We start from the raw sequence: 11,465 nt of genomic DNA, 5'->3' as shown, positions 1-11,465 counted from the left end.
GCCGGCGCCAAGAACTCATTCAACAGGACATGCGCTCATGGATTGGATTGCCACCTTCGGCCTGAACTACGGGCTGTTCCTGGCCAAAACCCTCACCCTGGTCGCCGCGTTCGCGGTGATCGTGATCTTGATCGCGTCTAGCGCGATGAATGTCAAACGGGAGAAAAATCGCCGCCTGTCGGTCGAGCGGGTCAACGATCGACTGGAACGCATGGGCGATACGCTGTCGGATGCGCTGCTCAACGGCGCCGAAAAAAAAGCCCGGGCCAAGCAGCGCAAACAGGAAGCCAAGCAGAAAGCCAAGGCCGAAAAGCTCGGCAAGAAGCATGCCCCCCAGCGGCTGTTCGTGCTGGATTTCGACGGTGATATCCGCGCTTCGGCGGTCGAAGGGCTGCGCGAGTCGATCAATGCCCTGCTCCAGGTCACCGAGGCCGAAGACGAGGTGCTGCTACGGCTGGAGTCTGGTGGCGGCATGGTCCATAGCTACGGCCTAGCCGCCTCCCAACTGACTCGTCTGCGCGATGCCGGTGTGCACCTGACCGTGGCCGTCGATCGAGTGGCTGCCAGTGGCGGCTATATGATGGCCTGCGTCGGCGATCGCATCGTAGCCGCGCCGTTCGCCATTATCGGCTCGATCGGCGTGGTCGCCCAGATGCCCAACTTCAACCGCTGGCTGGGCGACAAGCATATCGATTTCGAAATGCATACCGCGGGCGACTACAAGCGCACGCTGACCCTGTTCGGCGAGAACACCGAAACCGGCCGGCAGAAATTCCGCGAAGAACTGGAGGACACCCACGGCCTGTTCAAGCAGTTCGTTGCCCAGCATCGTCGGGCCGTGGACATCGACTCGGTGGCCACCGGCGAACACTGGTACGGCAGCCAGGCTCTCGACAAGCAGCTGGTCGACGAGGTCAGCACCAGCGACGATCTCATGCTCGCAGCCGCCCGCGACGGGCGCGACGTATTTACCGTTGCGATACGCCAGCCGCGCGGCGTGCTGGCACGCCTAGGCGGCCAAGCCAGCCGGCTCATGGCTCGTACCGTGCACGAACAGGGTCTGAGCCGGGCCGAAATCGGCGCACGGCGGTATTAGGCCCTGGGCCGCGTCATTACGACATCGTGCATTGCATGCCCTGGGCGTCAGACGAAGCGCACAACACGATCTGATGCCATGGGGCAGGCACCGTGCGAGCGGGCAACGCGCTCGGCAATCGATTGTGTAACGCCTTCGTGGCGCCGGTTAAGGCATCGCTAACGTGCTTAATTTCACCCTACATGAAACTCGTAGCGCGCGCGGCGGTCACAGGGCTGGGGACGATGCCGGCGCTGCCGGTCGTTTGGTGATACCGACGAGTAAGGATCTATGACAACACTCGCATCCATGCGCTATCGCGCGTTTTTCCTGCTACTTCTGACGTTGTTGGGCACGAGCGCCCAGGCCTCCATTCCCAGCGGCATGCTCTCCGGGGACAATCCCTCGCTGGCGCCGATGCTGCACAAGACACTGCCGGCGGTCGTGAACGTGGTGGTGACCGGCAAGGCCCAGCAACAGCCCAACAATCCGCTATTCAACGATCCCTTCTTTCGGCAGTTCTTTAACGCGCCGCAGCAGCAGCGCCCGCAGATGCAACACCCGACCGCAACCGGCTCGGGGGTGATCGTGAACTCGGACAAGGGCTATATCGTGACCAACTATCACGTGGTCCGAGACGCTGAGAAGATCGAAGTCCGCCTCAAAGACAATCGCCAGTTCAAGGCCAAGGTCGTAGGCACCGATCCGGCCACCGACCTCGCCGTGATCCGAATCAAGGCCGACAAGCTCACCCATCTCAAGCTCGCCGACTCGGACAAACTCCAGGTGGGCGATTTCGTGGTCGCTGTGGGCAATCCGTTCGGCCTGCGCCAGACCGTGACCTCGGGCATTGTATCTGGCCTCGGCCGGCATATCGGCAACCCGCAGGGCGGCCAAGGCAATCGCTACCAGAACTTCATCCAGACCGATGCCTCGATCAATCCCGGCAATTCCGGCGGCGCTTTGCTTAACCTGCACGGACAGCTGGTCGGCATCAACAGCGAAATCCTGTCGCAGACCGGCGGCAACATCGGCATCGGCTTCGCTATTCCGTCGAACCTGGTCCAGACCGTCTACCACCAGTTGGTCAAATACGGCAAGGTCAAACGCGGCATGCTCGGCGTAGTCGGCCAGAACCTGACGCCGGAACTGGCCAAGGCCTTTGGCTTGAAGGTCGAACAGGGCGTGGTCATCGCCCAGGTCATGCCGGATTCGCCAGCGGCCAAGGCCGGGATCCAGCAACGTGACGTGATCACGGCGGTCAACGGCAAGGGCATCGACAACTTCTCGGATCTGCAAAACGCCATCGGCCTGCGCTCGCCGGGCGACAAGGTCACGATCAGCCTACTGCGCGACGGCGATAAGAAGCAGATCCAGGCCACGCTGGCCAAGGCGTCCGAAATGACCGGTGCCGGCAATTCCAGCACCGGCGGCTCGCTGAACAAAAACCTGGCCGGCGCCCAATTCGCCCCGCTGACCGACGATAATCCGCTGTCCGGCGAAGTCGAAGGTGTCGTGGTCGAGGATGTCCAGCGCGGCAGCCCCGCGGCTCAGGCAGGTCTGCGCCCGGGCGATGTCATCACCTCGGTCAATCGCCAGCACATCAACAGCGTATCCCAGCTGCACAAACTGGCAGGCCCGGATACCAAGCAATTGTTGCTGCATATCCGCCGTGGCCAGGGCGCCCTGTTCCTGCTGATCCAGTAATCGGCCGGAATCGCCCCCGGGGCCTGAAAAGCCCGGCTTCGGCCGGGCTTTTCCATGTTTATCGCGACTGTTTTGTCTCAATACATACCCGTCTATACTCGAAACCAGCCCGAGGAGCGCGCCATGAACCAGTTCGATCTCGCCGAATTCGAAGCGCAGATCCACGAGTTGTTGACGGCCTATCAACGCTTGCAGAGCGATTACGATACGCTCAAGGCGGCGCATGAGGCCGAAGCCCAACGCAATCGCGAGATCCGCGAACGGCTGAGTGGCGTGATCGAGCGTATTCGCGCGCTCGAGGCCGAAGCGGGTAAGGTTTAGAGCAAGTCCCGGTCGAGCGTGCCCTACCACGCCGGGTCTGATTCAGGGCACGGGCGGACATCATGACTACCGACAAACAACAAACCGCACTGACCATCCGCATCCTCGGCCGCGAGTACCCGGTGTCCTGTCCAGAGGACGAGCGCGACTCCCTGTTGCGTTCGGCCGAATATTTGTCCAAGCGGATGGCCTCGATCCAGCGCCAGGGCAAGACCCTCGGCACCGAGCGGATTGCGATCATGGCCGCACTCAACATCGCCCGCGACCTATTGGATCTGCAGCGCCGCGTGGAACGCCAGGACGCCAGCCTGGCTGCCACCGATGAAGAAATGGCCGAGCGTCTGTACCAACTCCAGCACCGGATCGAATCGGCGCTAGACGGCTCCTCCTCCGGCTAGCACCCGGCCGGGCGCCACGCCCGAGCCCGACGACGATACGGCAGCAATTGGCCAGCTGCTTGTTGGATCAGACGAAATTAGCGCAATTCGTGTTTGTCATGGCCCGGTCTCGGGCGTACCATAAAACTGCCGACATTCCTGCGGTGTACGATGGCCTCCCGGTTCCCTTGAGCCTAATTACCTAACCAGGGGCGGGAACCGGCGCAGGTGAGTATGCCCGCCTTGCAGCGGGAAACCTAATGCGTCGAGAAACGCCCCACTTGAGCGCTTGTCTCAAGGATAGTGGATGGCCGACGGCACAGGCGGGAATGTCGGTTCCCGCTTTTTTATGTTCCTGTCTATGGCTACCGTCGCCGATCAGCGCAAAACCGCCCTGGCCGCCCGACGCCGCCTGACCGCGGTCCAGAGACAACGCGCCAGCATTGCGGCTTGTCGCTATCTTGGCCGGCTTCCGGAAATGCGCAGAGCCCGCCACATCGGCCTGTATTGGCCGTTGCCCAGCGAAATCGATCCGAGCGTTGTACAACATATGCTTGGACGTCGCGATCGGCGGTTCTACTATCCGCGGGTCAGCCACGACCAATTACGATTCGTGCCCGTCGCCCGGAACGGGCGCTGGACTCGCTCAAACCTTGGCGTACAGGAGCCTGCCGGCTGGAGCCACCCGGTCAACGCTCTGGATGTCTTGATCATGCCATTAGCCGGTTTCGACGCCGGCGCGCATCGTATCGGACTCGGCGGCGGATTCTACGACCGTACGCTGGCCCCGGTACGCGATCGTGGCTATCGCAGCCCGACTCGTATCGGCCTGGCCTTCGAATGCCAGCGCCTGCCGGCGATCGAAACCCGCCCCTGGGATATCGAACTGGCCTCGGTCGTGACAGAACGTGGCGTGTACCGCGCATCGCGCAGCACCTGACCCCACCCTGGCCGTCTGATGCACACCGGTGCCGCAGCGCATACAATCCCAAGCTGTTTTGTAAACGGTAACAGGCGAAATCATGCGCTACTGGCTGATGAAGTCCGAACCCGACGAGTTCAGTATTCAGGATTTGCAGAACCGCCCGAATCAGACTGAAGGCTGGGACGGGGTTCGCAACTATCAGGCGCGCAATTTCATGCGCGATGGCATGTCGGAAGGCGATCTCGCCTTTTTCTACCATTCCAATACCAAAGTCCCTGGCGTGGTCGGCATCATGCGCATCTCGCGCGAAGGCTATCCGGACGATACAGCTTTCGACCCGGAGGACCCCCACTACGATCCGAAATCCAACCTCGACAACCCGCGCTGGTACCGGGTCGATGTCACCTTCGAACGCGAACTCGAACGCGTGATCCCGCTGTCCGAAATCAAAGCCTATGCCGATGAGCTCGAAGGCTTTCCCCTGGTCCGCAAGGGCAACCGGCTGTCAGTAATGCCGGTCGACAAAGCGCACTGGGACTTCGTACTTTCGCTGGAAAACGAACCGGCCGAATAAGCCCGAACGCAACCGGCGGTGCCCGGCCCGATGAGCACTGTCATCGAGTGGCCGGGCTTCGCACGAGGGAGAATAATATGCGCATCGGCCACGTGGCGGCGCTGCGCACCATTGGGGGTGCCGAGCATCATCTGGCCCAGTTCGTCCGGCTCAGCCGGCTGCAACACGGGGTCGACCATGCGGTCTGCTCGACGGGCCGCTACGTGCATCCGCATATCGCAGCCACCATCGCCGAACATGCCACGGTTCACGAACCCAAGCGGATCGGCCCGATCAAGCTACCGCGCCAGCTATCGACGCTACGCCGTCTGCGCCTGCGCCAACTGGCGACGCAGATGAATATCGACGTGGCCCTGTTCTGGAACCGCCTAGGCAGCGGCGAGGATGCGCTGCGCGAAAGCCAAGCCTTCGATGGCCAGCCCCGGATTTACTGGGACCGAGGCGCCTGCTGGCTAGCTAAGGACGGCCCGGCCGAGCACCGCTTTCTGTCGCGTATGCAAGGCATCCTGGCGAACTCGCAGGCGTGTCGCCGTATGCTGGAGCTTCGCTGGGGCTATACCGGAAATATCCAGGTCTGTCGCAACGCCCTGCGCCCGGATCTGCTACCGATGCATGCCGCAACCAAACGACGCCCCCATAACCGCCCGCTACGCATCGGTATCGCAGCCCGACTGGTACCGGTCAAGGGCATTGCCTCCAGCCTGTACTGCCTGCATGCACTGCGCCGGCGCGGGGTGGACGCCGAGTTGCATATCGCCGGCACTGGGCCGCTTTTCGAGCCACTACAGAGCCTGGCTGCCCGGCTGGGCATCCGCGATCATGTCGTCTTTCATGGCCTGCTCGCCGATATGGCCGGTTTTTATCGCCGGATCGATTGCTTACTGCATCTGGCCCTACGCGAACCCTTCGGCGGGGTCATCGTGGAAGCGATGGCTTATGGCTGCCCAGTCGTCGCGACCCGAGTCGACGGCATTGCCGAGATCATCGAGCATGGCAGAGACGGCTTTCTGCTCGAGCCGGAGCTCGAGGCCCCCGCCACGATCGAGTTGTGCCGCCAGCCAGCCGATCTGCCGCCCTGGGTCTACCAGCCGGCCACCGATTCGATTACCGCACCGCGGTCGGTCGCCCCGGCAACGGCAGCCGATGCCATCGAACGGCTGCTCGCCGATGATGCTCGGTTCGCCGAGTTCAGCCATCGCGCGAAAGCACGGGCCCGCCACGAGTTCGACTACGCCGATCACGTCGCAGGCGTGCTCGAGGCCCTGTCCGAATTGGCGACAGCCCGCCAGGCCGCTTGAGCTGGCCTGGCCGCTCGACAGCCGCTCAACCGCCCGCCCGCTGGCCCTGCATGACCTGGTCGATACGCGCGGTGACCGCGGCGGCTGGAATCAGTGCCATGACGCCGGTATCGTCCTCGATACGGGTGCCCCACTTCAAGGCATCGGGCGTACTGCGACGATAGCGCATTGCGGCCTCGGCGAAGTAGTCGACGCATAGATCACGCGATCTATAGGCGCCACTGCGCCGGGGATCGGTCGCGGCATGCAGGCTGATGGTCGCGATACCGGTGGCATTGGCCATATGCGCCGGGCCCGAATCGGGGGTGAGCAAGATCCGGCCGTGTTCGAACAACGCCAAGAGCTGTTTTAACCCGGTCTGGCCGATCAAATCGGTTGCCGAATTATGCATGGCCGCGATGATCTCTGTCCCCATGGCCTGTTCGGCCGCGCTCGGCCCGCCCACCAACACACAGCGCATGCCGTGCCGGGCGACGGCATGGTCGGCCGCCGCTGCATAGCGCTCGGCCTGCCAATTGCGCATGCCATGGCTAGAACAGGGGCTGATGAACAATATCGGCCGGTCGTCGCCCGACGCCTGCAGCAGGCGGGCGGCCTCGGCGCGATCGCTATCGGCAATCGGCACTCGCCAGTCGTAGACCGGCTCCGGCGCGCCGAGGGCCTCGGCGAACGCCAGAAAACCATCCACCACATGCCGGCTACCCACCGCCGGAATGCGCTCGTCGACGAACAATCGCTGGCCGTCGCGTGCCCGGCGGCGATCGAAACCGATCCGTCGGTCAGCCCGGATCAACCGACTGATGCGGTTGGCGCGCCAACTGGCGTGCATGTTCAAAAGCGCATCGAACCGATGGCCGGCCAGAGCACGCTTGAGCGCGCGGGTCGCCCCCCGCCCGCCGCGTTTGTCATAGGCCAAGCAGGTCACGCCTGGCAAATCGGCCACAAGGCTGGCCTCGCCACGATTGATGACCCAGCAGATCTCGATATCCGGCCGGGCCGTTCGCAGCGTATGCACCACCGGCACCACGTTGGCGCAGTCGCCCAGCGCCGACAGGCGCAGAATGCAGACCCGCTTGGGCACCGGGGCCGTAGTCACGAGGTGGCGTCGCCGAGCTCTTCCTTGTGTGTGTCGGCATCGTCGGAATGCGCCGGCGCCTTATCGGCCTCGTGTTCGGCCTCGATGAAGATCCGCTTGACGGTCGGGCATTCCTGCTTGATCTGTCGATCCATGCCGGCAATCGCCTCCTGCAACTCCTCACCGCTCAAGCCGGACTTGAAACGCAGACTGATATTGGCCAGCACGTACTGCGGGCCGATGTGCATGGTCGGCACTTCGTTGACCCGGGCCACCGACGGATGCTCGCTGACGATGCGCTCGATCTCGGCGACCACGTACTGGTTGGCCGCTTCGCCGATCAGCAACCCTTTGGTCTCGATCGCCAGCCAGATCGAGGAAAATGCCAGAATCAGGCCAATGCCGATCGAGGCAATCCCATCAAACAACTCGATGCCGGTGATCTGGACCAGGGCCAGACCCGCAGCCGCCAACAACAAACCGGCGATCGCGGCCGTGTCTTCGAACAACACGAGGAACTTATTCGGATCTTTACCACGGCGTACCGCTTCGAGCACGCCCCAGCTGCCCTTGACCCGCTGGAATTCCTTGGCGGCGATCATCCAGCTGGTGCCTTCGAACAGTACCGCCAGACCCAGTACCGCGTAGTTCACATAGGGATGAGCGATCGGATGCGGGTGCAGAATCTTCTCGATGCCTTCGAAGATCGAGATACCAGCGCCCAGGGTGAACAGCAGCACCGCGACCATGAAGCTCCAAAAATAGATCTCCTTGCCATAGCCGAACGGATATTTGGCATCCGGCGGTTTCTTGGCCCGGCGCATGCCGAACAACAGCAACCCTTGGTTGCCGGTATCAATCACCGAGTGGATACCCTCGGCCAGCATGGCGGTACTGCCAGTGAAGATCGAGGCGATGAACTTGGAGACCGCAATCAGGAAGTTACCGGCCAGCGCAGCCAGCACCACCGTCTTGGAATTGGATTCAGACATCGAATGCTCTTTGGGAAGCCGAGTCAGCCGGCGTGCAGAAAACGCCGGTAAACCGGGTTATCGGTTTCTTCGGCGTAATCGTAGCCGATCTCACCCAGCGCTGCGCGGCAGGCCGCGCGGTCGGCGTCCTCGACCTGCATGCCGAGCAGTACCAGACCATGGGCATGACCGTGGTTGCGATAGTGGAACAGCGAGATGTTCCAACGATCGCCCATCGACTCCAGAAAACGCAGCAGGGCGCCGGGGCGCTCGGGGAACTGGACCCGGAAGAGCACCTCGGAACCGACCCCGGGCGCTGGGCCGCCGACCATATGCCGCACGTGCAGCTTGGCCATCTCGTTGCGCGACATGTCGAGTACGTCGTAACCCGCGGCTTCCAAGTCGGCGATCAATTCGTCGCGTTCGGGAATGCCGTTGGTCAGCTTGACGCCCACGAACACCTGGGCATATCGGGCATCGGCATAACGGTAATTGAATTCGCTGACCGAGCGGTCGCCAATGGTCTGACAAAACGTCCGGAACGAACCTGGCCGCTCGGGGATGGTCACTGCCAGCAGCGCCTCGCGATGCTCGCCGAGTTCAGCCCGTTCGGCGATATAGGACAGGCGGTCGAAGTTGACGTTGGCCCCGGAGGTGATCGCGACCAAATGCTCGTTCTCGATACCGGTCTCGGCGGCATACTTCTTGGCACCTGCGACCGCCAGCACGCCGGCCGGCTCAGTCAAAGCTCGGGTGTCTTCATAGACATCGCGAATCGCAGCACACATCTCGTCGATCGAGACCGTCATCATCGCATCGACATGCCGCTGGCAGACCCGGAACGTCTCTTCGCCCACTTTTTTGACCGCCACGCCGTCGGCGAACAGGCCGACCTCGTCGAGTGCGACGCGCTCGCCGGCGGCCAGCGAGGCCCCCATGCTGGCCGCATCTTCCGGCTCGACCCCGATCACCCGGATATCCGGACGCACACTCTTGATATAGGCCGCGACCCCAGCGAGCATGCCGCCGCCGCCCACACAGACAAACACGGCGTGAATCGGCTGCGGATGCTGGCGCACAATTTCCATGCCGATCGTGCCCTGGCCGGCGATCACGTACGGATCGTCGTAGGGGTGGATATAGACCAAGCCGTCGCGTTCCATCAATTCGGCGGCATGCGCGGCCGCGTCGTCATAGCCATCGCCGTGCAGCACGATTTCGCCGCCGAACCCGGCCACCGCCCGGACCTTGATCGCCGGCGTGGTTCGCGGCATCACGATCACCGCGCGGATACCCATGTTGCGCCCGGCCAAGGCGACCCCCTGGGCATGATTGCCGGCCGAGGCACAGATCACACCGCGGGCTTTGTCTTCCTCGGACAAATGGGCGATCTTGTTGTACGCCCCGCGCAGCTTGAACGAATGGACCGGTTGCAAGTCCTCGCGTTTGAGAAACAGACTGTTGCCAATGCGTGCGCTCAGCTGCCCGGCCTCGACGAGCGGGGTCTCGATGGCCACGTCGTAGACACGAGCGGCGTTGATCCGCTTGAGATACTCGGCATCGCCGACATCGACGGCGCCGGCCGAACCGCCCTGGGCGGTCTGTTTGAGGCTGCTGTTCATGGCACGCACGGCTGGGGAAAAACGCCCCATGCTAAACCCTAGGCTGACAAGACACCATGTTCACTCGCCCGCGCCCGGCCGCATGACGTATCATGCCCCGCATTTGCAGGTGAGACGCCCATGACGACTCGAACCATCGTATTCATCGGCGGCGGCAATATGGCGACCAGCCTGATTAGCGGTCTGCGCCAGGCCGGCTGGCCCGGCCAAGCCATCACCGTCGTCGACCGTAATAGCGACAAACGCACGGATTTGGCCGAGCGGTTCGATGTTCAGGTCGCCGAGGCCGCCAGCGCCGAATGCTTGAATGCCGACGCAGTCGTGCTCGCGGTCAAGCCCCAGGTCATGGCTGAGACTGCGCGCGCGCTGGCACCGCTGTTCGGTGACGCCCACCCGCTGATCCTGTCGATTGCCGCCGGTATTCCGTTGGATGCCCTGCGCGACTGGATGGGCGCTGATTTCGCCTATATACGTTGCATGCCGAATACGCCTTCGCTGCTGGGCGTCGGCGCGACCGGTTTGTATGCCGACGCCACGGCCACCACCGAACAGCGCCAGCTCGCCGATGACATCATGGCCACCGCGGGCTTGAATGCCTGGGTGGACGATGAGTCACTGATTGATGCTGTGATCGCGACCTCGGGCAGCGGCCCGGCGTACTTCTTTGCCTTCATGGAAGCCATGATCGCCGGCGCCAAGGACCTCGGCCTCGATGAGGCCGCCGCCCGCGAGCTGGTCCTGCAGACTGCGCTCGGCGCGGCCCGCATGGCCACCGAGTCCGGCGACGACCCAACCACCCTGCGCCAGAAAGTCACCTCCAAAGGGGGCACCACGGCCGCTGCCCTGGCGCAATTCGAGCAAGGCGATCTGAACCAGCTGGTGGCCCAGGCCATGCATGCCGCCTCTGATCGCGCCTCTGAACTCGCCCGCGACCTGTCCGATTCATAGGGTTTCATGATCAATAACACGAACAATGCGCTGCTGTTTCTCGTCGACACAGTGCTGTCGCTCTATATCCTCGTGGTGCTGCTACGGGTGATTCTGCAGCTGGTACATGCTGATTTCCGGAACCCGGTCTCCCAATTCGTCTGGCAGACCACGCGCACGCCAGTGAACCTCCTGCGGGCCGTGATTCCACGCTGGCGCAATTGGGATGTGCCGGCGCTGGTCTTTGCGCTGATCCTGTCTTATATCCTGATCCAGATCGATCTGGCGCTTGGCGCACCCGGCTTCGGCCCGCAACTGCTGCCCTCCGTAGCCTGGGCTCTTCTCAAACTGGCGACCCTGGTCTGCAATCTGTATTTCTTCACGCTCATTATCCAGGCGGTGATGAGCTGGATTTCGCCGAACCAATACTCACCGGCCACTGCGATTTTGTTCACTATCAACGAGCCGCTGCTGCGCCCAGTCCGCAACGTCATTCCGGCGATCGGCGGGCTTGATCTATCGCCGCTGGTAGTGATCATCGCTTTGCAGGTGTTCTCTCGCCTGCTGCCGCTGCCGGGATTGTTCCGCTAGAC

The 11,465-nt window shown here is 62.8% G+C and carries 12 protein-coding genes and 1 other RNA gene; 10 read left to right on the top strand and 3 right to left on the bottom strand.

Annotation, left to right across the window (positions count from 1 at the left end):
• Positions 1-37: 37 nt before the first annotated feature.
• The 8 genes from sohB (at position 38) to V5738_RS05500 (ending at position 6,277) form a co-directional block, all read left to right on the top strand.
• A complete protein-coding gene (gene sohB / locus V5738_RS05535; protein WP_423823410.1) occupies positions 38-1,096 on the top strand; it encodes a protease SohB in 1,059 nt (352 codons plus the stop codon).
• A 270-nt stretch (positions 1,097-1,366) separates the two neighbouring features.
• Positions 1,367-2,782, top strand: a complete 1,416-nt coding sequence (locus tag V5738_RS05530; RefSeq protein WP_423823409.1) for a DegQ family serine endoprotease — start codon at positions 1,367-1,369, stop codon at positions 2,780-2,782.
• A gap of 123 nt (positions 2,783-2,905) precedes the next feature.
• Complete coding sequence (locus V5738_RS05525) at positions 2,906-3,103, top strand: hypothetical protein (protein ID WP_423823408.1); 198 nt, start codon at positions 2,906-2,908, stop codon at positions 3,101-3,103.
• Positions 3,104-3,165: 62 nt separating this feature from the next.
• Positions 3,166-3,501 (top strand): cell division protein ZapA, encoded by a 336-nt coding sequence (locus V5738_RS05520; RefSeq protein WP_423823407.1) that lies wholly within the window; start codon positions 3,166-3,168, stop codon positions 3,499-3,501.
• Between the two features lie 132 nt (positions 3,502-3,633).
• Positions 3,634-3,814: non-coding RNA, 6S RNA (ssrS, locus tag V5738_RS05515), on the top strand.
• Positions 3,815-3,841: 27 nt separating this feature from the next.
• Positions 3,842-4,420, top strand: a complete 579-nt coding sequence (locus V5738_RS05510) for a 5-formyltetrahydrofolate cyclo-ligase (protein WP_423823406.1) — start codon at positions 3,842-3,844, stop codon at positions 4,418-4,420.
• An 82-nt stretch (positions 4,421-4,502) separates the two neighbouring features.
• Positions 4,503-4,979 carry an EVE domain-containing protein gene (locus V5738_RS05505; RefSeq protein ID WP_423823405.1) on the top strand — a complete coding sequence of 159 codons (477 nt, stop codon included), beginning with the start codon at positions 4,503-4,505 and terminating at the stop codon, positions 4,977-4,979.
• A gap of 77 nt (positions 4,980-5,056) precedes the next feature.
• Positions 5,057-6,277: a glycosyltransferase gene (locus V5738_RS05500; RefSeq protein ID WP_423823404.1), complete on the top strand. Its 1,221-nt coding sequence runs from the start codon at positions 5,057-5,059 to the stop codon at positions 6,275-6,277.
• A gap of 25 nt (positions 6,278-6,302) precedes the next feature.
• Here the strand turns inward: V5738_RS05500 and V5738_RS05495 are convergent, their stop codons facing one another.
• From V5738_RS05495 to ilvA, 3 genes are read right to left on the bottom strand one after another with little or no spacing between them, the layout of a single operon-like run.
• Positions 6,303-7,373 (bottom strand): glycosyltransferase family 9 protein, encoded by a 1,071-nt coding sequence (locus V5738_RS05495; protein WP_423823403.1) that lies wholly within the window; start codon positions 7,371-7,373, stop codon positions 6,303-6,305.
• Positions 7,370-8,344 carry a cation diffusion facilitator family transporter gene (locus V5738_RS05490; protein WP_423823402.1) on the bottom strand — a complete coding sequence of 325 codons (975 nt, stop codon included), beginning with the start codon at positions 8,342-8,344 and terminating at the stop codon, positions 7,370-7,372. Before V5738_RS05490 ends, V5738_RS05495 begins: the two co-directional genes overlap by 4 nt.
• 23 nt (positions 8,345-8,367) lie before the next feature.
• Positions 8,368-9,975: a threonine ammonia-lyase, biosynthetic gene (gene ilvA, locus V5738_RS05485; protein ID WP_423823401.1), complete on the bottom strand. Its 1,608-nt coding sequence runs from the start codon at positions 9,973-9,975 to the stop codon at positions 8,368-8,370.
• Positions 9,976-10,065: 90 nt separating this feature from the next.
• Between ilvA and proC the strand changes: the two genes are divergently transcribed.
• The gene (proC, locus tag V5738_RS05480; RefSeq protein ID WP_423823400.1) at positions 10,066-10,893 is read left to right on the top strand and encodes a pyrroline-5-carboxylate reductase; all 828 of its coding nucleotides are present in this window, start codon (positions 10,066-10,068) and stop codon (positions 10,891-10,893) included.
• A 6-nt stretch (positions 10,894-10,899) separates the two neighbouring features.
• Positions 10,900-11,463 carry a YggT family protein gene (locus V5738_RS05475; RefSeq protein ID WP_423823399.1) on the top strand — a complete coding sequence of 188 codons (564 nt, stop codon included), beginning with the start codon at positions 10,900-10,902 and terminating at the stop codon, positions 11,461-11,463.
• Positions 11,464-11,465 lie beyond the last annotated feature (2 nt).

This window comes from Salinisphaera sp. SPP-AMP-43 (genome assembly GCF_049568105.1).
Lineage (GTDB): Bacteria > Pseudomonadota > Gammaproteobacteria > Nevskiales > Salinisphaeraceae > Salinisphaera.
This window is presented reverse-complemented; position numbering and strand designations above follow the sequence as displayed.

Coding starts and splice junctions, on each gene's coding strand:
- ilvA (WP_423823401.1), bottom strand. CDS start 9,975: ATGGGGCGTTTTTCCCCAGCCGTGCGTGCCATGAACAGCAGCCTCAAA.
- sohB (WP_423823410.1), top strand. CDS start 38: ATGGATTGGATTGCCACCTTCGGCCTGAACTACGGGCTGTTCCTGGCC.
- V5738_RS05500 (WP_423823404.1), top strand. CDS start 5,057: ATGCGCATCGGCCACGTGGCGGCGCTGCGCACCATTGGGGGTGCCGAG.
- V5738_RS05525 (WP_423823408.1), top strand. CDS start 2,906: ATGAACCAGTTCGATCTCGCCGAATTCGAAGCGCAGATCCACGAGTTG.
- V5738_RS05520 (WP_423823407.1), top strand. CDS start 3,166: ATGACTACCGACAAACAACAAACCGCACTGACCATCCGCATCCTCGGC.
- proC (WP_423823400.1), top strand. CDS start 10,066: ATGACGACTCGAACCATCGTATTCATCGGCGGCGGCAATATGGCGACC.
- V5738_RS05510 (WP_423823406.1), top strand. CDS start 3,842: ATGGCTACCGTCGCCGATCAGCGCAAAACCGCCCTGGCCGCCCGACGC.
- V5738_RS05490 (WP_423823402.1), bottom strand. CDS start 8,344: ATGTCTGAATCCAATTCCAAGACGGTGGTGCTGGCTGCGCTGGCCGGT.
- V5738_RS05475 (WP_423823399.1), top strand. CDS start 10,900: ATGATCAATAACACGAACAATGCGCTGCTGTTTCTCGTCGACACAGTG.
- V5738_RS05530 (WP_423823409.1), top strand. CDS start 1,367: ATGACAACACTCGCATCCATGCGCTATCGCGCGTTTTTCCTGCTACTT.
- V5738_RS05505 (WP_423823405.1), top strand. CDS start 4,503: ATGCGCTACTGGCTGATGAAGTCCGAACCCGACGAGTTCAGTATTCAG.